We start from the raw sequence: 20,774 nt of genomic DNA, 5'->3' as shown, positions 1-20,774 counted from the left end.
TTCCTTCTTCGCTGAACCAAACTTTTGTCCTAATAAGATGAATATACTATGTAACTTTTTGACTATTAACATTCATTATAATATATAGATTTTTGATTTTGAAGAAATACTTTCCAAAGTTTCTGAAAAAAACAGCAAATTCCCGATTAGAATTTACTGGAATTCCCTCCTCTAATTAACACGGCACAACTGTTTAGCAGCATGTTAGGCTGGGTATTATAGATAAAAGTTTTATGGGGGTCTTTAATCAAGGAGGAGTTATGAAACAGCGAGACTATTACTTCGACAACGCCAAATTCATTTTGATATTTTTTGTTGTCTTTGGGCATTTGCTACGTTCCTTTATTGAAGATAATGAAACAATCTACACGCTGTACAAGGTCATTTATACCTTCCATATGCCGGCTTTCATTCTGGTTTCAGGCTTTTTTGCAAGAGGTATTTGGAAACAGGGCTATGTGAAGAAAATTGCCAAAAAACTGATTCTGCCTTATTTAATTTTCCAGGCAATTTATTCTGTGTTCTATTATTATCTTTATAACAAATCAACAATCTCTCTCGATCCATTTACGCCGCACTGGTCACTATGGTTTCTGCTGAGCTTGTTCTGCTGGAATATCATGCTGCTTTTGTTTGCAAAATTCAAGCCTGCCTATTCCATCGGCGCTGCCATATTGATAGGGCTGCTGATCGGCTATGCTGACATGGTATCCAACTATTTAAGCCTATCCAGGACGTTTGTATTCTTTCCGCTTTTCCTGATTGGATACTTTTTGCGGAAAGAACAGCTATATATGCTGTTCAGGCCCAAATTCAGGCTTGCTGCATTAGGCATTTTCGCAATCGTGTTCATCGGCTTCTATTTTTATCCGGATATCAATTATAAATGGCTGCTTGGATCAAAGCCATACGCTGAAATGGGCGCAGCTTCTTTCAAGGCATTGCTGACCAGGCTGTCCTTTTATATTCTCAGCCTCATCATGGTGTTCTCGTTCCTGGCTTTTGTACCAAGAAAAAAATATTTCTTTACGAACCTTGGAAAAAACACTTTATATGTCTATCTTCTGCATGGATTCTTTGTGAGAATCTTCAGGGAGAGCGGGGTCCAGGATTACTTCCATGAGCCCGAGAATTTCCTGCTGCTGGCCGGAATATCCCTGATTCTTACGCTTGTCCTGTCAAGCAGGATTGCAACTTCCTTTGCCCAGCCGCTCATAGAGCTCAACACCTCCAGGCTGAAGCAGCTTCAGCTGCGGGGTAAATCATGGCTGGAATTTTACAGAAGCAAATTGTTAAGCTGATTGAAAGCCCGCCGGACGGCGGGCTTTTTACTTTCAGCAGCCCGGGATCGAGGTTCCCCTGGCAGCAAAGAAATTTGCCTAAGCGGAATTAGATGATTTACAGCTACTTTTTTTGTCTACAATAACGTATAATAATAAGTTGTTCTGAATTGCACTACTCTTTAAAGGAGTTCTACCATTATGAATATCGTTTGCACTACACTGAACGCTAAATATATCCATACCAATATTGCCATCAGGTATTTGAAATCTTATGCCGAGCCTGAGTATGACATTCAGCTGGCAGAGTACACCATTAAGGATCCTGTCATGAATATCGTGACCGACCTGATCAGAAAAAAACCGGATGTTATCGGATTCAGCTGTTATATATGGAATATTGAAGAAACAATCAAGGTCATCAATATCATCAAAAAAATCAATCCTGCCATCCAGATTGTTGCCGGCGGTCCGGAGGTTTCCTACGATGTGCCGGATTGGATGGAAAGGGTAGAAGCATTTGACTATATTGTCATCGGCGAAGGCGAAGAAACCTTCAAGCAGCTCCTTTCAGAGCTTAATGGTGATAAAAAAATGGAAAATGTCCACGGGATTGCCTACAGGGAAAATGGCATGGTGAAGTTTAATCCGCAGCGAAACAAGCTAAATTTGCGTGATCTTCCTTCCCCTTTCCGATTTGAAGAAGACAAAGCCCATCTTTCCAAGCGCGTCACTTATATCGAAACGAGCAGAGGGTGCCCATTCTCCTGCCAGTTCTGCCTTTCCTCAATCGAAGTCGGCGTCCGTTATTTTGACAGAGAAAAGATTAAAGAAGATATCCGCTATTTAATGGATAATGGAGCCAGGACAATTAAGTTTGTGGACCGTACCTTTAATATCAGCAGGAGCTATGCACTGGAGATGTTCCGTTTTCTGATTGATGAGCATCGGCCGGGGACAGTATTTCAATTTGAGATTACAGCTGATATCATGAGGCCGGAAGTCATTGATTTTCTTAATAAGGAAGCACCTCCGGGGTTATTCCGTTTTGAGATCGGCGTCCAGTCGACCAATGATGCAACCAATGAGCTGGTCATGAGAAAACAGAACTTTGCCAAGCTGACTAGGACGGTCACTATGGTCAAAGAAGGCGGAAAAATCGATCAGCACCTGGATTTGATTGCGGGTCTGCCTGAGGAAGATTATGATTCGTTTAAGAAGACATTCAACGATGTATTTGCCATGAGGCCAGAGGAGCTTCAGCTCGGTTTCCTCAAAATGCTGCGCGGCACCGGCCTGAGACTGAGTGCGGAAAAGCATGGATATACTTATATGGATCATTCGCCATATGAAATCCTCGGCAATAATGTTTTGCCCTTTGAAGATATCATCAGGATCAAACAGGTTGAAGATGTTCTGGAAAAATACTGGAATGACCACCGCATGGACCATACAATTGAGTACTTGACTACCCGCTCGTTTCCGACGCCTTTTGATTTTTTCCAGGAGTTTGGAGGCTATTGGGAAGATATGGGCTGGTCCAGGATCGGCCATCAGCTCGAGGATCTGTTCCGCAGGCTGCATCAATTCATTGAATACAAACAGCTGGAAGATCTGAGGGTCATTGAGGGACTTATGAAATTGGATTATCTTGCAAACCAGAAGTATAAGCCAAGAAAGCCATGGTGGGAAGCGGAATATGAAAAGAGCGAGCGATCCGCTATTTATCAGGAAATCGCCAGGAACCCCTCTTCTCTGGGCAGCCAATTTGAAAACCTGCGCCTGAGCGAGAAGGACCTTCACAAACATACACTTCTTGACCAGGTTGAATTTGATATCAGCGCGTATCTGGAAACAGGAGAAATTATACCGGAAGCTTCCAGTATCATCGCCTTTTTCGATGCTTCAAATGAACAGACTAAAATTTTTTCCTGCACCAAAAATACACTTAAACCAGCTTAACTCCTAAAAAAAGCCTGAAACTGCTGCAGTTTCAGGCTTTTTTGCTCAAAATGACCGGTTTAAGCCGTACGCTTTCCTTAAAACCGACTGAATTTAGGATTTTGTACTGGCGTGGAGATGTTATTTACCAATTAAAGCCTTTTTTTGTTTAAAGACAGAATTTTTTTAGTTATTTCCCTGATTATTTTAATCATTTCCAGCTTTTTTCTACCAAATCCTCAAAACGGGTCCAAAGTGGCTGGTCGGTCTTATCTTATTTACTGTTTCTTTCCTTCTGGTTCTTCTCCCTGTAGGCATCTGGATGTTCGTAGAATTTGCTTGCGTTCATGTCCCCAAATTCAAGGCCGAACTCAACATTGGAGGTCTCCTGCTTCAAGTTACCCTCAGGTTTCCTTTTCATCAGCCCCTCCCCTTTCTTCCCTGCTTGGAATTCCGGTTGGCTCCTTTAGCAGCCTCTTCCCCATGTGTGAACTCTGCGGAGAATTCTGATTCTGCAACATTTTTCTTCGGCGTTTTAGAATATTTTTCTACAGCATCATGTTCAGCTTTTCGCTTCGCCATTTTAATTCCTCCTAAGTCATTCTTTCTCCTATATTTTCTTCGTTCTCCCCCGAAAGAATTCTCTCTTGCTCCTTCCTTTATTTGCAGGTCCTGCTTCTTTATAAAATAGAAGCCAGCTTGAAAAAATAATACTTGTCCAGCTCTATAGTCTAGCCCCTTCCATTTCTCATAAAGAAAGGATGTGCACATAACAGATGAAAAAAGGGAAACAGATTGGCATTGACGGCACACTTCCCCATCAAATATCCGCCCCCAGCTTAAAAGGGACGCATCTAAAGCTGGAAGAGCCATTCAAGAATTCTTTTGGGGTTACGATCGGCGACAGCTTCTACGCTTCTAAAAACTCCCCTCTGGAGCAATGGACTGATGAAACCGACCCTGCTGTCATGTCAGGGGAGCAATGGATCCACCCGACAAACGACATCGGCTGGAACACAGATGAAAATAGAGAACTCCTAGAAAAACAGCAAAAACCCCAAAGCTCCCCCTTCATGCATCCAGAAAAAGACGTAAGCAGAGGAACGGATTAAATGAAGTGCGGAAATCAAGCTTAAGACGAGCAGAGCGGAAGGTTGTTCTTTAACCTTCTGATCTGATTGGCTTAAGACTCGAGGGGCTTGGCTTTGGAGCTGGACAAATCGAAGTGCGGAAGGCTTAAACCCGGCACCTATAGCTTCTGCCCAGAAAAAAAGCATATAACACACTGTTATATGCTCTTACCCAATGATGACTCTTTCCTTTGGATAATGATATATTGATTTCTTTTCTCTGCCTCCAATGATGAATAAAAAAGAAGTAAGACCTATTCTGCCAATGAACATCAGTATGATGATCACGCACTTCCCGACCGCTGACAGATCAGAGGTTATCCCCATTGACAATCCTGTCGTCCCGAAAGCAGAACACACTTCAAAGATGATGGCCGTTACCGTGTGGTTCTCAGTCAGACTCAGCACAATGACTGCGAAGAAACACATGCCGACAGCCAAGATGGTGATGACCAGTGATTTTAATACATCATCCTGATGGATTTCCCTTTTAAACACTTTAATATCTCTGTTCCCATGGGCGAACTGATAAAGGAAGAGGACATTCAGGGCAAAAGTCGTGGTCCTGATCCCTCCCCCCACCGAGCTTGGGGAAGCTCCGATGAACATAAGCCCGCTCAAAAGCAGCTGGGTAGATTCAGCAAAATCATTGACATTCAACGTAGACAGGCCTCCGCTCCTTGTTGTGGCAGATTGGAAGAAAGCATAAAAGAACGTTTTATGCCAGCTCATTCCGCTGAAATAATGTCTTCCTTCCAAGAGAAGGATTAGAACTGTCCCAACCACCAGCAGCACGGCAAAGGTGGTGCTCGTCAGCTTTGTGAACAAGGAAAAGCGGAAGTTTTTATAATCTCTCCGGTCAAAAAGGTAATGCTTAACTTCTATAAGAACAGGAAAGCCGATTGCCCCAAGTGTGATCAGGATTATATGTATAAGCTGGACAAAATAATCATCCGCATAAGGGATCAAGGAAGCTCCCGTAATATCAAAGCCACCGTTTGTCGTTGCACTGACCGAAGCGAACAGGCCGTGCAGCATGGCTTCCTGGAATGTATCATAATAACTGAGGAAATGAACACCAAGTATAAGCGCACCCGCCGCTTCAATAATCAGGATCAGCTTCAGTATTTCCCTGATCAAATTGACCAGACCCGACAGGTTCGACTGGTTATGGTCCACCATGATGAGCCTTCTTCCCCTTAAGCCGATCTTCTTGCCAAGCAACATCCAGAAAAAAGTCCCCAGCGTCATAATGCCGATTCCCCCGAATTGCAGGACGAACATCAGCATAAAGACCCCAAAGGTGCTGTAAGTTTCAGATATATTTAAAACTGAAAGCCCCGTTACACTGACGGCACTGACAGCCGTAAAGGCCGAATCAAGCCAGGAAACCTCAACCCCGGGCTGATGGACTGCAGGAATGCGCAGCAGCAGCACCGAAATGGTGACAGCAAGCAAATAGTAGCCGGTGATAACCTGGGCAGGGGATAATCTATCCAGCCTTTCTTTTATTTCATCCCACATTGAAATCTTTCCCTCCTAAATTGCCTATCCCCTATCATAAAGAAAAACAGCAGTATTTAAAAGGATTATGAGGCTATTAGCAGGTTTTTTTTTATTTTTATATAATTAAGTATAAAGACATAAATTTACTTCAACAGAATTAGGAGGCTCGACCATGCTTTTGCCTGCACTTGCCGAAAAGATCCTTCGCGAGGTCAGGGGGGTCCTGAAAGAAGAAATCATCGTGGTCAATACAGATGGAATCATTGTTTCAAGCACCTCTCCAGATAGAGTTGGAGCCTTCCATGAAGGCGCATTCCAGTCTGTTAAAAACCGGGATAAAAGAATAATCACAACAGAAGATGAGAAAAAGCTGAAAGGCGTAAAAGCCGGGATAAATCTTCCTGTTTTCTTTCAGAAAGAAGTCGCCGCAGTGATAGGAATCACAGGTGATCCGGAAAAGGTTGCTCCTTACGGAGAGATCATCCGGAAAATGACAGAGCTTTTAATCAGCGAAAATTTTTACAGCGAACAAATCGACTGGCAGTCAAGGGCCCTTGAAGGCTTTGTCTTTGATTGGCTGCAGGAGCGGGGGCAGGGAAGTTCATTTATAGACAGGGCTCTTGTGCTCAAGGTCGACACCAGGCTTGACCGGCTGGTGTTTATAGCAGAATTTCTTGAACCTGAAAAAATTCCTTCAAGAGAAATATGGCAGAGGCTTCTCTCCTGGCCGGAAAAAAACGGGAATGACCTTTTTATTCGCTGGGGACATAATCGAATTGTTGCGCTCTTCGCACATCAGCCGGAAGAGCAGATACAAAGGCTCGAGGACAGAATAGCCCGGTATTACAGCTATCTTGGCAGGAGTTCCGGTTCTGCGCTTTCTGGAGGGGCTGGGCAGCCGTCTGCATCATCCTCACTTTCCCGTTCCTTCAGGCAGGCGGAAAGGGCTTTGAAGGCTGCAAACAAAGCCGGGGAATTAAGATTTGATAAAAACCTTACCTTGGAGATGCTGATGGATGAAATCAAGCCTGAAACCAAATCAGATTATATAAAAAGAACCATCGGCCCCCTTAAGGAGCACCCTGAAGTTCTTGAAACGCTCAAAGAACTGTTCAGGCAGAACCATTCATTAAAAAAAACAGCAGAAAGCATGCATATACATATCAATACACTCCACTACCGCCTTAAAAAGATTGAGGATTTTACAGGGCTTAGCACCGGGAATGCACAGCAGCTGTTCATCCTTTATATGGCATGCCTGTTGTTAGATGAACATACAAATAATCACCCTTCATATGAATAAAATTCGTACTAACATCTATAGAAAACTAAAATCGCCACCATTATAATGAAGCTAAAAGCTCTGCCGGCATCAGCCGGCGGCAACTGGAGGCTCCTGTTATGATACCTATAGCTGCTAAAGAAAAACTGACAGCAATTACAGGCATACAACATTATGATGATTCCAATGCGGTGCGCCTGGTTTATTCCTACGATGCCACCCCGAATTTCCAATCCCTCCCTGATGCAGTCATCAGCCCGCGAAATACGGGTCAAGTATCTGAAATAGTAAAAGTATGCAACGAGTATTCGATCCCCATCGTCCCTAGAGGATCGGGCACAAATTTGTGCGCCGGCACATGCCCTACAGAGGGCGGGCTTGTTATCCTATTCAAGCATATGAACAGAATTCTCGAGCTCGATGAAGAGAATCTTACCATAACTGTCCAGCCCGGGCTTGTCACACTTGACTTAATACACGAGGCAGAAGCAAAAGGACTTTTTTACCCTCCTGATCCAAGCTCGATGAAAATATCTACCATCGGAGGTAATATAAACGAAAACTCCGGCGGATTGCGCGGCTTGAAATATGGTGTGACCAGAGATTATGTCATGGGCCTGGAAGCAGTCCTGGCCAATGGGGATATCATCAGGACGGGAGGCAAGCTCGCAAAGGATGTGGCAGGCTATGACTTCACCCGGCTTTTTACAGGCTCAGAGGGTACGCTTGGGATTATAACCGAAGCAACATTGAAGCTGATCCCGATGCCGGAAACAAAAAAGACGATGCTTGCCCTATACCAGGATCTTGAAGCGGCAGCGAAGACTGTTTCAAAAATCATAGCCAATAAAATCATCCCTGCAACATTAGAATTCCTGGATCAGCCGACACTCGAGGTCGTGGAAGAGTTCGCACAAATCGGCCTGCCTACAGATGTAAAAGCAGTTTTGCTGATTGAGCAGGACGGCCCTCGTGAAGTTGTCGAGCGTGATATGGCAAAGATGGAGAAAATTTGCCGGGAAGAGCGCGCAGTTTCTGTCCAGGTCGCCAAAACGGCCGCCGAGGCAGAGGCGCTGACGGCTGCAAGGAGAGCCGCCCTTTCAGCCCTTGCAAGGCTCAAGCCTACCACTATTCTTGAAGATGCAACGGTTCCGCGCTCTGAAATTGCCAATATGGTAAGAAGCATCAATGAGATTGCCAGCAAATATGATCTGAAAATCTGTACTTTCGGCCATGCCGGAGATGGAAATCTCCATCCTACCTGTCCGACGGATGCAAGAAATAAAGAAGAGATGGACCGGGTGGAAAAAGCTTTTGCCGAGATTTTTGCAAAAGCCATCGAGCTTGGAGGGACCATTACCGGTGAGCATGGCGTTGGTGTCATGAAAGCTCCGTATCTTGAGCTTAAATTAGGACAGGAAGGCATTGCGGCGATGCAGGCCGTCAAAACTGCACTTGATCCGAAGAATATCATGAATCCCGGGAAAATATTTGCTAAAGACAGCAGGAAACGTGTGGTGATATCTAAATGAGTACAGCAGCCGAACGGGAAAAAATCCAGCATGGATTCAGCAGCAGAATGGATGAAGATGAACTTCTGAATTGCATGCGGTGCGGATTCTGCCTCCCCTCCTGTCCCACTTACATCACTTCGGGATTTAAGGAGGAGCATTCGCCCAGAGGCAGGATTGCGCTTATGAAAGCTGTAGCGGATGGCCTGATCGAGCCGGACAGCGATGTAGAGCGGTCCCTGGATCTGTGTCTGGGCTGCAGGGCATGTGAGCCTGTCTGTCCCTCGGGTGTGAATTATGGCCACCTTCTCGAAGAAGCAAGGGATATTATCAGCCAGAACAAAAAATACTCACTCCCGGTCAAGGCGATCAGGAAGACTGTTTTTCATGGACTGTTCCCCTATCAGGAAAGAATGACAGCAGCCGCTGGCCTCCTTTCCCTGTATCAGCGGTCCGGACTGCAAACCGCTGTAAGGAAAATAGGTTTTATGAAGCTTTTCCCTGACAGCCTTGCAGCAATGGAAAAAGTACTTCCAGCCGTGCCTTCCTACAAGAGCATGAAGAACCGTCCCGAAGAGCTGCCAGCTCATGGGAAGCCAGTGAAAAGGGCAGCGTTTTTCTCCGGCTGCCTGATGGACACCATTTTTATGGGGACAAATGACGCAACCATGAAGCTGCTGCAAATGGCCGGCTGTGAAATCGTCATACCGAAATCACAGGCTTGCTGCGGCGCCCTCCATGGACACAGCGGGGAAAAAGAAAAAGCCAAGGAACTGGCAAAACGGAACATCGCTGCCTTTGAGGATACGGGAGCGGATTATATCATAACAAATGCAGGCGGCTGCGGCGCTTTTCTTGTGGATTACGATCATCTCCTGAAAGATGAGCCAGAATGGAAAATCCGCGCTGAGAGCTTTAAAAATAAAATCAAGGACATTACCCAGATCCTCTTTGAAATGGATTTCCATAAAATCCATAAGATGGCCCTCCCCCATCAGATCATTACGTACCAGGATTCCTGTCACCTCCGCAATGTGATGAAGACGGCAGCAGCCCCGCGCATGCTCCTTGGCTCCATCACCGGTGCAGAGTACCGGGAAATGAAGGACGCAGACAGATGCTGCGGCTCCGCGGGCATTTATAATATTGTTGAATCAGAAATGTCCATGCAGATTCTGGATCACAAAATGGGCCGGGCCAGAACAACAGAAGCGGCAGTCATTGTCACTTCAAACCCGGGCTGCCTTCTTCAGATGAAGCTTGGGATTGAGCGTGAAGGGGCATCTGACCATGTTAAGGCAGTCCATATTGCAGATCTGCTCCTGGAAGCTGCTGAATATGCTTCAGCAGGAGAACTGGCTGCAAGATAACATTACCAAACATGAAACGGCTCCAGAATTCCATACTACAGATACAGGGCCTTAAGCTCTGCATCAATATGGAAGGAGCTGAAATTCAATATGGCAAGAAGCAGCAATAAACTGCTAGTTCCCGGCATTGAGCAGTATCTTGATCAAGTCAAATATGAAATTGCTCAGGAATTTGGCGTTAATCTGGGTTCAGATACAGTTTCCCGTTCAAATGGTTCTGTTGGCGGAGAAATTACAAAGCGTCTTGTACAACAAGCCCAATCCCAGCTTGCTGGTCGGAACGAACAATAAAAACAAAATATAAATGGCAAAAAATCCGGCTGCCTTCAGCCGGATTTTCCATTATTCCCTTTTTGCCCCTTATCATGTCCTTTATTGCCATTTCCCTGTCCGTTATTGCCCGGCGAAGGGGACCCTTTCTTGCCATTACCATTATTCTCCTTCTTTTCGTGCTTCTCGTGTCTTTCTTGCTTTCCTTGTTCTTGTTTTCTTTGTTCTTCCTTTTTATTTTCCTGTTTGTCCCGCCCCTTGTTTTCATCCTGCCTTTTTTCCGGCTTTGCTTTGCGGGCATCATTTTTCCGATCTGCTTCCCTGTTCTTTCCTTCCTGCTTTTGGACAGAACCTTTTGGAAGCTGAGACGAAGATTTTATATAGCCGGCTCCTTTTTTATCTTTCGCCTCATCGGCGGTCCCGCTGCTCTGATGCTCTTGTTTCCTTTTTATATTTTCCGCTTTCTCCCTGGCATTTTCTTCTTTTTCACGTTCCCTTTCCTCTAGCTGCTGCTTCCTTTCTATTTCCTCTTCTTTAAATTTTCCGGCAGTCAGCCCTTTTTCTTTCGCCTTCTCCCGTTCACCTTCAGTTGCTTCGACTACTTTGACCTCAAGATTCTCTGCTTCTGCAGTTTCTTTGATTGCTTCAACCTGATTGTTAAGCTTCTTGCTTTCAGAGGAATCCTTGCTGACTTCTTTCTTCAGTACAGAAGCGATAATCATTTCTTCATGCTCTTTCAGATATCCCTGCTGCTGTGCCAGACTAAGGATCTTCCGTGTTACATAGCCGGCGCTTTTTCCCTTCCAATTCTCCATCAGATTGAGCAGCTCCCTGCCCTCCTGATTATAAGAATGAAGCTCCACTACAGACAGTTCCTTGTCGACTGCCAACTCGATGCTCGGGTTTACATCAATAGTCATATAGGCGTAAACTTCGCTGTTGTTATTAAAAGGCATGACAAGAGACAGAACAAGAAGGCAGGCCAGGGCGGCAGCGGCAATCAGCTTCTTCCTTGCCCCCAGGCGTGAAATGAGCCCTTTCCCGACTTTTTCTGCAGTTTCAACAGGGTAGAAGTAGATTTCTTCCCCTATCTGATGGCGTCCTTCCGTATAAAGGGCACGAAGAAATTCGCCTTCGGGAGTAAGCATCGTCATAAAACGGCCCTCAATTTCAAGGATTACTCCTTTTTTCACGTTTTCAGCACCCCTTTTATATACTCCTGTAAAAACACATAATCTCCCATTAGAATAAGTGAAACAGCAATGATATACTTCCTGTTCCTTTCAATCGTTTTTCTGCTCACTGCTGCAGTGCCTTCCAGCTGCTTGATGGGAAGGCGCTTCTTTTCCTGCAAATAAGCAGCCAGCTCTTTGTCGCTAACAAGTGCCGAAGCTATTTCCATCGCATTTTTCCGCGCATCTGCATGTTTGGGAGACTGGTCTGCAATTTCAGCAAAGGTTAGTCCATATTCTTTAAGAAGAGCTGAAAAGTGAATGATTTCATCCCGCCTCAGCTCCTGCTCTGTTTTTTTAACGAACTCTTCAATCGACAGCCTGTCTTCCACAAGACTGGCTGAAGTTTGCTCATCAGCACTTCCACTGCTGCCGTCATAGCTGACATTCCTGTGCCTTGCCTGCTGCCGGATATAATCAATGACCCTTCGCTTAATTATGATTTCGGCAAAGCCAAGGAGGGAACTGCCCTTCCCGGGACTGTACTTATGGACCGCTTCATCAAAGGCAATCAGGCCGATGCTGTACTCATCATCAGACTCATGGATATAGCGTCTGCAGACGGAGGATACGGTTTTGGCTATAAAAGGTTTGTATGACTCTATCAGTTCATTAAGCAGCTGGCTGTCGCCCTGCTGGATTTTCATTACGGTTTTTTCTAATGTTTGTCTCTTCTTAGTGATGAATAAATAACCGAGCATCCCCTCACCTCTTCACCAGCTCATTATACCATATGCCAACTAACAGCCGGCAGGGGAGGATTGAAGAGAGAAATAAGGAAGATTTTCACTGCTAACATAAAGCTTCGACAGGAAAGTGGAGCTTATGGGGGTGGTTTAAAGATTGCTCATGAACGGCGGAAAACCTTTGCCGATTCAGCAAAGGTTTGTTTGTTGACCGTTTGGCCCTATATGCATTCTATGCTGCTTTTCTTCGCAGGAACAAGAGCAGGGCCCTTAGTGCGAAGCCCGTCATAAGCCCGGGAATGAGGAAAATCATCGGCAAAAAGACCGGGCCAAACAAGACGCCAAAAAGTTTGAGCCTCACAGAATACATAAGACCCACGGTTACAAAATAGGCTCCAAAGACAAAGGGCAGGAAAGATAACTCTTCCTTTGCAGGCATTGCTTCTTTATAAGCGTCCCACATAGCAAACATGTAGAGACAAGGGTAAAACATCAGCCACTGATAATCGAGCACTGCCGCCGCCTTATCGATTTCCCACAGGAAACTGTGCATGATAGCCAGATTAAAGTTGCTGAAAACGTTGATAAGAACTTCAAGCGCCACAAAAAGAACACCTTTTACATACTGGCCCGTCAGCAGCTGGCTGAACCCGGGCAATGCAATACTCCAAAAAATGGCTTCTAGCTTTCCGACTTTTTTCATTCATTATCACCAGCTATATTTCTATAGTGGTATCATGCACTAAAGATCTCTCTTTTATCACAAATACCTATATATGCTTCAAAATGCATGCTAAGAATAACTCTTATGCACCTGGAACCGGGGGTCCGATTTATGCTGCCTGAAAAAAGAAACCATTGACGGTATGCCTTCTTTGAGATCCGGACAGCAGATTCCTGATCCCTCCAGATCGGTCTGTGCTATTGAACAATCGAAGCGTCCCTGCCAGGTAAAATAGTCAAGCGCCTCCTTCTCCACACCAAGGTAATTCCTCAGCTTTTTGATGCGCAGCGCCCCTTTGGCAGCACTCAAAGGGAAGCTGCCGGCCGGCCTTTTCCCGCAGAGCTCCACCATCAGCAGTTCGTACAAATCGGAAACTTTATATGGGTTCGGATCTGTAAGATGATAGGTTTTATTCCGCCCAACAGCAGATGTCCCAAGAAATACGGCTGCTTCAATGATATAATCCACCGGCACCAGGTTGATATAGGCTTCCCCTTTCCCGAGCATGGGGAGAAATGGCAGCCTGCTTAGACGATCCATAAAATTCAGGATAAAATACGGCCCGTCGAACTTGATTGTTTCCCCTGTTACAGAATGGCCTTTTACAATTCCAGGCCTGAGGATGGTAACCGGCAGTTCTGCCTTAGCATTTTCAACAATGACCTCGGCGAGATACTTTGTTTCTTCATAATGATTTTTGAATCCAGGAGGCTCTAACAGCTCATCCTCCTTCAGCAGCCCATCCCTTTTTCCAGCCACATAAGCAGTACTGAAGTAAACGTATCGTTCAAGCTTCTTTAACGTTCCTGCAAATTCTGTGACCTGCCCCGTCCCTTCCACATTCACCTTATACGCAATATCCATAGGCACAGCCAAATCATAAATGGCGGCTAAATGAAAAAGATGGGTAATGTTTTCCCTGAGCAATGCTGAGTCCTGGTGCGTGATATCAAGCCCAGCCCTTGTGATATCTCCAGTAATGATTGAAAAACACCCGCTGCTTGCACCGGTCTCCTCACAGATCTGCCTGATTTCAGCCTTTGCAGCCGCTTCCATTTCCCGCAGGCTTAAAACGCTGATATGTACATTCCCTGGCTCTTTATTGAGAACCTCCCTGATTAGCCGGGAGCAGATGAAACCAGGAAATCCTGTGAAAAAATAATGCCTCTCTTCCATTTGACCGCCTCTTTCTATAATAGATTTACTCAAATTGTAACCGGTCATACCGGCTGCAACAACATATTTCTGACAATTCAAAATATAACCCCCTCAAAAAAAAAGCCTCTCTCCGGAGAGAAAGGCTTTTCAGTCATGCAGTTAAAAATTTTATTTGTCTCTATGATCCCCGTCCTGCTGTTTTCTTTCCTCATCTTTTACTGCCTTCAGCAGGTCCTCAAGCATGGCAGCCATGTCTTCACGGCTGTAATTTTTATTGCTTTCTGCAGGAACCTGGGGCGCTTCGCTTTGACTCTTTTGGTCTTCGTACTTTTCTTCAAGGAGATAAGCAGGAATCAAGTGGCCGTCAGGTGTAGCATACATCTTGTTGAGCTTCCTTGTATCTTTATCAAAGAAGCTGTAGACGACAGGGATGACGAACAGCGTCAGGAAGGTGCTGCTGATCAGGCCGCCGATTACCGTGATGCCCATCGGCTGGTTGATCTCAGCCCCCTCGCCAATCCCCAGCGCAAGCGGGATCAGTCCGAGGATTGTCGTAAGTGCTGTCATGAGGATAGGTCTTGCCCTATCTTTTACAGAAACGACAATGCTGTCATAGGTTTTCATGCCGCTTGCCTTTTTCTGATTGATATAATCTACAATGACTATGGCATTATTGACCACTATGCCGGCAAGGACAATGATGCCGATGATAGCGGTCAGGCTGACAGGAGTGCGTGTCACGGTCAATGCAATAGCTACGCCAATGACCATCAGCGGAACTGTGAACATAATGACGAACGGATATTTCAGTGATTCGAATTGGGCCGCCATCACCAGATAGATGAAGACAACCGCCAGGATGAATGCCAGGAGCATATCATCAATGGATGATTCCAGGAGCTCCCGGTCACCGCCGAAGACAATTTCTGTTTCTTCCGGCAGATCCAGATCAGCAATCTCATCATCAACCAGATTAGAAATAGCCCCGAGGTTTGTTGAGGTCTTATATTTCAGGGTAAACTGGACAGCGTCCTGCTGGTTGATCCGCTGGATATTGACCGGCCCTTCGCCTCTTTCAATAGCCGCTACCTGGTCAAGGGTTGTATAGCTGCCATCAGGCTTACGCAGCAAAAGTTTCTTTAGATTATCAAGGTTTTGAGTGACTTCTGGATCATATTCTACAAAAACGCCATAAATATTGGAGTTTTCATCAATGATCTGGGTTGCCTGGTTTCCTCTTGTCACATCATTGACAATCATGGCAACCTGGGCAGGCGCCAGCCCTGCTGCACGTGCTTTTTCACGATCGACCGTAATTTGGATTTCCTCTACCGTATCCATCAGGTCTGTAGAGAGTTCGTTCACATCATCAAGATCTTTGAGTGAATTGTAAATTTTGTCTACCGACTCATTCAGCCGCTGTTCGTTCGTATCACGGACGCTGAACGAAAGGGTATTCGGCGCAGATCCAGCGGAAGACTGCAGATTGAATGAGACCTCTGCCGTGCTGTTGGCCTTATCTGCCGCTCTCTCCAAATCCCGCTTCACATCGTCCACAAACTCAAATGTCGAGCGTTCCCTCTCCTCCAGATTCTTCATCTTTACATAAAGCTCAGCCACATTCGGATTTCCGGAGCCTCTGAAAGAAGATTCCTGCGTTGTACCGATCAGGCTGACATATGTCTCGACATCGTCTTCTTCCTTCAGCTGCTCTTCAAGTGCAGCCATGACCTTTTCTGTTTCTGTAAGCGCAGAGCCATTCTCAAGATTGACCCTCACGCTGAAGAAACCTTCGTCTGAATTAGGCAGGAACTGGGTGCCGACCGTCGTGATCCCATATCCCCCGCCGGCAAGAAGAACTAGCATGATAACCAGGACAGCCAGCCTGTTGCGCAGGGCCCATTTGACGGAGCGCTCAAGCCCCTTCATGATGGCCGACTCCTGGCGCTTTGCTTCCAGATTGTTTTTCGGCGCTTTCAGCAGCCTGCTGGCAAGCATCGGCACAACAGTCAAAGCAACGACAAGCGAAGCAAAAAGACTGAATGAAATGGTCAAAGCAAATTCAGTGAAAAGCTGGCCAATGATACCTGTAATAAAGACGACAGGCAGGAACACCGCCACAGTGGTGAGGGTGGAGGCTGTGATTGCAGCGCCTACTTCTCCTGCACCGTCCCTTGCCGCTTCTTTTGGCTCTTTCCCCATCGATAAATGCCTGTAAATATTCTCGATCACGACAATTGAGTTATCAACGAGCATCCCGATCCCCAGCGCCAATCCGCCAAGGGTCATGATATTGAGGGTGAAATTTGAAAAATACATCAGCACAAAGGTGAAGATGACGGAATATGGGATGGCAATCCCGATGATCAGCGGGCTTTTGACATTCCTCAAAAAGAAAAATAAAACGATCATGGCGAACAGGCCGCCTAAGAGAAGGGAAGTTGAGATATTTCCGATCGCCTGCTGGATATAATCTCCCTGATCAAACAGGATATCAGACTCAATTCCCTCATATTGATCTTTTTCAAGCAGTTCATCGAGCTGACTTATAAACTCCTTCGACACCTCTGCAGTGTTTGAATCAGACTGCTGCAGGACGCTTAAGAGGACGGAAGGCTCCTGATTCGTCCTTGTTATTGTCCGGTCGTTCTGGTTGACCAGCTGGACGCTGGCCACATCCTGAAGGAGCACTTCATTTCCATTAGACGGATTTGCGGCTACCACAAGTTTTTTTAAGATATCGACTGAATCAATACTGCTGATTACCCTTGTAGTCAGCTCCTTGCCGCCTGTTAAAATGGTATCACCCGGAAGGGAAATATCGTTTGCCTGAATGGTATCTACGATATCAGACTGGCTGAGCCGGTAATCCCTCAGCTTGCCCTGATCCAGTTCAACCCTGACTTCCTTGACGCTTGTACCGGATAGATTGACGCTGGCCACACCATCTACCTTTGTTAGCTCCAGCTCCAGCTGTTCGGCAATGCTCCTTAATGATTCCTCATCACTGTCAGAGCTCAAAGAAAGCTGGATGATCGGAAACTGGGAAGGATCAAATTTCAGGAAGCGCGGTTTGTCCACATCGTCCGGCAGCGGAGTCTGGTCCAGCCGCTGGATGATTTCCGACTGCACTTCGTCAATATCAGTCGTCCAGGAAAATTCAAGCAGTACAAGGTTGGCGCTTTCCTGTGACGTTGCCGTCATTGTTTTTAAACCAGGGAGAGTGGCCAGGCTCTGCTCCAAAGGTTTGGTCACCTTTTCAGAAACCTCTTCCGGGCTTGCTCCCTGGTAATTCGTTACTACAACACCGACCGGCGGATTAATGTCCGGTATCAGCTTCAAAGGGATATTCAAAAGGGAAACCACCCCTAAAACGAGAACCAGAACCATCGTAACAAGTGTAAAAATCGGCCTTCGGATCGAAAAATTGCTTATCTTCACTTATGCTGCTCCTTTCATCTGCAGAGCCGGACCCGTGCCGGCATTCAACATTGTGCAATAGTTTAACTATATAAGAGGCAAAAACGGGATGCAAGTGTGGAGGAGTCTGTGAATATGCTCCCTTAACATAGGCTGTGTGACTGCCATTTTTCACGCCTGGTTATGTATCCCAGATGCCCGGTGGGCGACATGACTTCTCTTTTCTCAGCCGTGTTATGTATCCCAGATGCTTGTTGGGATACATGACCTCTCTTTTCTCAGCCGTGTTATGTATCCCAGATGCCCGGTGGGCGACATGACTTCTCTTTTCTCAGCATGGTTATGTATCCCAGATGCCTGTTGGGATACATGACCTCTCTTTTCTCAGCCGTGTTATGTATCCCAGATGCCCGGTGGGCGACATGACTTCTCTTTTCTCAGCATGGTTATGTATCCCAGATGCCTGTTGGGATACATGACCTCTCTTTTCTCAGCCGTGTTATGTATCCCGGATTCCCGTCGGGATACATCTTTACCTTTTTCAAAGTCGAGCCCTGTATCCGGGGTTCAGCGAACGACATCTGGAATGTAAGTGTTGGTTCTCCCAAAAGCTGTTATGATAAGAAAGAAGAATGAATTGGAGGCATAGAAGATGGATTTTGATAACGGCCATTATTTTAAAAGCATTAAACTCAGAAGAAGCGATATTCCTTCATATTCCAGGTATCCCTTTAACCTTCCTGCCGTCAAGAACCTCGGCGACCTGCCCCTTCATCCTGATGTAACCTTTATAGTCGGCGAGAATGGAATGGGAAAATCCACTCTCCTGGAAGCTATTGCAATCGCTGCAGGCTTTAATCCGGAAGGAGGATCGCTCAATTTCAGCTTTTCTACACATAACTCCCATTCGGAGCTCGAGCAGTACATCAGGCTTTCAAGGGGATCAGATCGGCCTGAAGATGGTTTTTTTCTAAGAGCCGAGAGCTTTTATAATGTGGCTTCTTATATTGATGATCTTGACAAAGAGGACAATATGGATCGTCCGCCTTTGAGAGATTCCTTTGGGGGTCTATCCCTCCATGAACAGTCGCACGGCGAGGCTTTTTTTGCCACTTTCCTGAATCGCTTTCGCGGAAAAGGGATCTATATCCTTGACGAGCCTGAAGCAGCCCTTTCACCACTAAGGCAGCTTTCAATGGTTTCGCGTATCCATGAACTTGCCAAAGACCGCTCACAATTCATTATCGCGACCCATTCCCCCATCATCATGTCGTATCCTTTCGCCAAAATCATAGAGCTGACCGAGAAAGGGGTCCAGGAGGTCCGGCTTGAAGATACCGGGCACTATCAATTTATGAAGCAGTTTTTTGAAAACCGCGAGAGGATGCTTCATCATTTGCTGGAAGAGTGAAAGAGAAATCACCTGTAAAAAATACGAGGAGCGGCAATTGCCGCTCCTCGTATTTCAAATCATTTACCTGAAGCCTTCGTGATAGTTATTCCTGTCCATCCAAACAGCAAAGTGATGATCGGAGATAGCAGGCAAAAAAAGGTGAATGGGATATATTCGGCAGTCGGCACATTCAGCACCCCTGTCAGGAATACCCCGCAGACGCTCCAGGGAACAAGGGGATTGATGACTGTCCCTGCATCCTCAAGGACTCTTGAGAGATTCTTCAGATGCAGCCCGGCCTTTTTATAAGACTCTGCGAATGCATTTCCTGTGAGCAGGATGGACAAATACTGCTCGCCAAGGAGGAAGTTGATCCCGATGGCAGAGGCAGCTGTGGCACTTATAAGCGCAGGTGCCTTTACAATCAGTCCTTTGATGCCATCCAGAAGTGCCGGCAATATGCCGAGCTTGAAGAGCAGTCCGCCCATTGAGAGGGCAAGGAGGACCAGTGATACCGAAAACAGCATGCTTTCAATCCCTCCCCTTGTCAGCAGGGAGTCGAGCTCCTCCATCCCGGTATTGGATTTGTAGCCGGAGTACAGTATATTGACCATATCATTGAAACCAAAGCTGCTCTGAATAAAAGGAGCCAGAATCAAGGCGGACACTGTACTGGCAGACAGGGTGAGAATAGCTGGAACCTTTCGTACAGCCAGGACAGCGAGCACTGCAAATGGGATTAAAGACTGCCAGCTGACGAGATTAAGTTCCTCAAGGCTATTTTTAATTGCAGCGATTTTTTTGAAATCAGTCTCTGCTGCTGCCGGCGAAATGATGGCAAATAGAATGATAGAAATGACAAAAGCCGGAATGGTCGTCCAAGCCATATTTTTAATATGGTCAAACAGATCGACTTTCACTGTCATAGAAGCGAGATTGGTTGTATCTGACAAAGGGGACATTTTGTCGCCGAAGAACGCCCCTGAGATAACGGCACCTGCTGCAGCGGCTGTGCTGAGATCGAGTGCAGCGGCTGCGCTGACAAAGGCCGCTCCAAGCGTTGCCGCTGTCGTCAGCGAGCTGCCGATGCTGATTCCGATGACTGCGGTGACTGCAAAAGCAATTGCGAAAAAATACTTTCCGCTGACTGCCGTCAGGGCCAAATGGATAAATGTCGGAATCGTACCGCTGGCCATCCAGCTGCTGATCAGCATGCCGATAAAAAAGAAGATGAATACAGCGCCCAATCCTGATCTGGCACCCTCTGCCATACCTTCCTCCAGATCCTTCATCCGCACCTTTTTTAATAGTCCATATACTAGCAGGGCAATGACCGCCCCTATGATCGGAACATGGGGAACCGCCCCTGCGCCTATGATTGTGAAACTGATCCCCCCGAGCAAAAGAAGGGATATAATCACAGCCTCCGCTGTACTGATTTTGATAACCGCTTGATCCTGATGCATTTTACTTCCTCCTGTTGTATGACTGGCTCCGGTCGGCGGGAATGTTTTGAGACTTTCAGACAGCACAAAAAGCCCTCTCGCCGGCTAGGGACGGAGGAGCTCCGCGGTACCACCCTAATTGAAAGGCACACGGCCTTCCCTCTCTTAACACATTTGCCCTGGTATCGATAGCTGTAATTCAAACCGTCACCGCCTGGGCTTACACCAGCCACCCAGTCTCTTCATGCTGCATCTGTCGATTCTACTTTTGTCTATCCGGCAAAACTATTATACTTAAACGCTTTTTAGCGTTAAAGCGTCTATTTGTAATATTACTATAATCTCAATCAGGATTTTTGTCAAATATCTTTTTGATGCGGCAGGATATGGGGCTGCTCATTGGAGAGGGTTGCAAATATAATTGGG

Annotated in this window: 17 protein-coding genes; 8 read left to right on the top strand and 9 right to left on the bottom strand. The window is 46.1% G+C overall.

What is annotated here, in order from left to right; translation table 11 throughout:
• The first annotated feature begins 260 nt into the window (after positions 1-260).
• Both LCM00_RS09180 and LCM00_RS09175 read left to right on the top strand, forming a co-directional pair.
• Entirely contained in the window at positions 261-1,301 is a 1,041-nt protein-coding gene (locus LCM00_RS09180) for an acyltransferase family protein (RefSeq protein WP_224900479.1), read from the top strand.
• A 180-nt stretch (positions 1,302-1,481) separates the two neighbouring features.
• Entirely contained in the window at positions 1,482-3,242 is a 1,761-nt protein-coding gene (locus LCM00_RS09175) for a B12-binding domain-containing radical SAM protein (RefSeq protein ID WP_224900476.1), read from the top strand.
• A gap of 253 nt (positions 3,243-3,495) precedes the next feature.
• Here the strand turns inward: LCM00_RS09175 and LCM00_RS09170 are convergent, their stop codons facing one another.
• Both LCM00_RS09170 and LCM00_RS09165 read right to left on the bottom strand, forming a co-directional pair.
• Positions 3,496-3,642 (bottom strand): hypothetical protein, encoded by a 147-nt coding sequence (locus LCM00_RS09170; protein ID WP_224900474.1) that lies wholly within the window; start codon positions 3,640-3,642, stop codon positions 3,496-3,498.
• Complete coding sequence (locus LCM00_RS09165) at positions 3,642-3,803, bottom strand: hypothetical protein (RefSeq protein WP_187445804.1); 162 nt, start codon at positions 3,801-3,803, stop codon at positions 3,642-3,644. Before LCM00_RS09165 ends, LCM00_RS09170 begins: the two co-directional genes overlap by 1 nt.
• Before the next feature lie 194 nt (positions 3,804-3,997).
• Between LCM00_RS09165 and LCM00_RS09160 the strand changes: the two genes are divergently transcribed.
• Positions 3,998-4,333 (top strand): DUF3905 domain-containing protein, encoded by a 336-nt coding sequence (locus LCM00_RS09160; RefSeq protein ID WP_224900471.1) that lies wholly within the window; start codon positions 3,998-4,000, stop codon positions 4,331-4,333.
• Positions 4,334-4,519: 186 nt separating this feature from the next.
• On the opposite strand, the gene LCM00_RS09155 is transcribed toward LCM00_RS09160, so the two are convergent.
• A complete protein-coding gene (locus LCM00_RS09155) occupies positions 4,520-5,875 on the bottom strand; it encodes a TrkH family potassium uptake protein (RefSeq protein ID WP_224900468.1) in 1,356 nt (451 codons plus the stop codon).
• A gap of 154 nt (positions 5,876-6,029) precedes the next feature.
• On the opposite strand from LCM00_RS09155, the gene LCM00_RS09150 reads away from it, so the two are divergent.
• The 4 genes from LCM00_RS09150 to LCM00_RS09135 all read left to right on the top strand — a co-directional run bounded on the left by LCM00_RS09150 (position 6,030) and on the right by LCM00_RS09135 (position 10,311).
• On the top strand, positions 6,030-7,160 hold the full coding sequence (locus LCM00_RS09150) for a CdaR family transcriptional regulator (protein WP_224900465.1): 1,131 nt from the start codon (positions 6,030-6,032) through the stop codon (positions 7,158-7,160).
• 98 nt (positions 7,161-7,258) lie between these two features.
• Positions 7,259-8,671 carry a glycolate oxidase subunit GlcD gene (glcD, locus tag LCM00_RS09145; protein ID WP_224900461.1) on the top strand — a complete coding sequence of 471 codons (1,413 nt, stop codon included), beginning with the start codon at positions 7,259-7,261 and terminating at the stop codon, positions 8,669-8,671.
• The gene (locus LCM00_RS09140) at positions 8,668-10,020 is read left to right on the top strand and encodes a (Fe-S)-binding protein (RefSeq protein WP_224900458.1); all 1,353 of its coding nucleotides are present in this window, start codon (positions 8,668-8,670) and stop codon (positions 10,018-10,020) included. The genes glcD and LCM00_RS09140 overlap by 4 nt, the downstream gene beginning before the upstream one ends.
• Before the next feature lie 90 nt (positions 10,021-10,110).
• Positions 10,111-10,311: an alpha/beta-type small acid-soluble spore protein gene (locus tag LCM00_RS09135; protein WP_009794241.1), complete on the top strand. Its 201-nt coding sequence runs from the start codon at positions 10,111-10,113 to the stop codon at positions 10,309-10,311.
• Between the two features lie 35 nt (positions 10,312-10,346).
• Here LCM00_RS09135 and LCM00_RS09130 read toward each other — a convergent pair whose 3' ends face one another.
• The 5 genes from LCM00_RS09130 to LCM00_RS09110 all read right to left on the bottom strand — a co-directional run bounded on the left by LCM00_RS09130 (position 10,347) and on the right by LCM00_RS09110 (position 17,531).
• Positions 10,347-11,483, bottom strand: coding sequence for an anti-sigma factor domain-containing protein (locus tag LCM00_RS09130; RefSeq protein WP_224900455.1), 1,137 nt, complete (start codon positions 11,481-11,483; stop codon positions 10,347-10,349).
• Positions 11,480-12,223: an RNA polymerase sigma factor SigI gene (gene sigI / locus LCM00_RS09125; protein ID WP_224900453.1), complete on the bottom strand. Its 744-nt coding sequence runs from the start codon at positions 12,221-12,223 to the stop codon at positions 11,480-11,482. The genes LCM00_RS09130 and sigI overlap by 4 nt, the downstream gene beginning before the upstream one ends.
• A gap of 217 nt (positions 12,224-12,440) precedes the next feature.
• Positions 12,441-12,911, bottom strand: a complete 471-nt coding sequence (locus tag LCM00_RS09120; protein WP_224900451.1) for a hypothetical protein — start codon at positions 12,909-12,911, stop codon at positions 12,441-12,443.
• Positions 12,912-13,001: 90 nt separating this feature from the next.
• A complete protein-coding gene (locus tag LCM00_RS09115; protein WP_318247604.1) occupies positions 13,002-14,189 on the bottom strand; it encodes an SDR family oxidoreductase in 1,188 nt (395 codons plus the stop codon).
• 69 nt (positions 14,190-14,258) lie between these two features.
• Positions 14,259-17,531: an efflux RND transporter permease subunit gene (locus tag LCM00_RS09110; protein WP_224900450.1), complete on the bottom strand. Its 3,273-nt coding sequence runs from the start codon at positions 17,529-17,531 to the stop codon at positions 14,259-14,261.
• A 631-nt stretch (positions 17,532-18,162) separates the two neighbouring features.
• On the opposite strand from LCM00_RS09110, the gene LCM00_RS09105 reads away from it, so the two are divergent.
• Positions 18,163-18,921, top strand: a complete 759-nt coding sequence (locus LCM00_RS09105; protein WP_224900449.1) for an AAA family ATPase — start codon at positions 18,163-18,165, stop codon at positions 18,919-18,921.
• Between the two features lie 59 nt (positions 18,922-18,980).
• Here the strand turns inward: LCM00_RS09105 and nhaC are convergent, their stop codons facing one another.
• Positions 18,981-20,369: a Na+/H+ antiporter NhaC gene (gene nhaC, locus LCM00_RS09100; RefSeq protein ID WP_224900448.1), complete on the bottom strand. Its 1,389-nt coding sequence runs from the start codon at positions 20,367-20,369 to the stop codon at positions 18,981-18,983.
• Positions 20,370-20,774 lie beyond the last annotated feature (405 nt).

It is taken from the genome of Bacillus infantis (genome assembly GCF_020171945.1).
In the GTDB taxonomy this organism is placed as follows: domain Bacteria; phylum Bacillota; class Bacilli; order Bacillales; family Cytobacillaceae; genus Bacillus_AB; species Bacillus_AB infantis_A.
The sequence above is the reverse complement of the archived record's forward strand: the minus strand, read 5'-3'. Positions and strand labels throughout refer to the sequence as shown.

What these genes read in the sequence shown, in the direction of transcription:
- sigI (WP_224900453.1), bottom strand. Translation starts at nt 12,223, where the DNA reads ATGCTCGGTTATTTATTCATCACTAAGAAGAGACAAACATTAGAAAAA.
- LCM00_RS09170 (WP_224900474.1), bottom strand. Translation starts at nt 3,642, where the DNA reads ATGAAAAGGAAACCTGAGGGTAACTTGAAGCAGGAGACCTCCAATGTT.
- LCM00_RS09120 (WP_224900451.1), bottom strand. Translation starts at nt 12,911, where the DNA reads ATGAAAAAAGTCGGAAAGCTAGAAGCCATTTTTTGGAGTATTGCATTG.
- LCM00_RS09135 (WP_009794241.1), top strand. Translation starts at nt 10,111, where the DNA reads ATGGCAAGAAGCAGCAATAAACTGCTAGTTCCCGGCATTGAGCAGTAT.
- LCM00_RS09165 (WP_187445804.1), bottom strand. Translation starts at nt 3,803, where the DNA reads ATGGCGAAGCGAAAAGCTGAACATGATGCTGTAGAAAAATATTCTAAA.
- LCM00_RS09155 (WP_224900468.1), bottom strand. Translation starts at nt 5,875, where the DNA reads ATGTGGGATGAAATAAAAGAAAGGCTGGATAGATTATCCCCTGCCCAG.
- nhaC (WP_224900448.1), bottom strand. Translation starts at nt 20,369, where the DNA reads ATGCATCAGGATCAAGCGGTTATCAAAATCAGTACAGCGGAGGCTGTG.
- LCM00_RS09150 (WP_224900465.1), top strand. Translation starts at nt 6,030, where the DNA reads ATGCTTTTGCCTGCACTTGCCGAAAAGATCCTTCGCGAGGTCAGGGGG.
- LCM00_RS09160 (WP_224900471.1), top strand. Translation starts at nt 3,998, where the DNA reads ATGAAAAAAGGGAAACAGATTGGCATTGACGGCACACTTCCCCATCAA.
- LCM00_RS09180 (WP_224900479.1), top strand. Translation starts at nt 261, where the DNA reads ATGAAACAGCGAGACTATTACTTCGACAACGCCAAATTCATTTTGATA.
- LCM00_RS09105 (WP_224900449.1), top strand. Translation starts at nt 18,163, where the DNA reads ATGGATTTTGATAACGGCCATTATTTTAAAAGCATTAAACTCAGAAGA.
- LCM00_RS09175 (WP_224900476.1), top strand. Translation starts at nt 1,482, where the DNA reads ATGAATATCGTTTGCACTACACTGAACGCTAAATATATCCATACCAAT.
- LCM00_RS09140 (WP_224900458.1), top strand. Translation starts at nt 8,668, where the DNA reads ATGAGTACAGCAGCCGAACGGGAAAAAATCCAGCATGGATTCAGCAGC.
- glcD (WP_224900461.1), top strand. Translation starts at nt 7,259, where the DNA reads ATGATACCTATAGCTGCTAAAGAAAAACTGACAGCAATTACAGGCATA.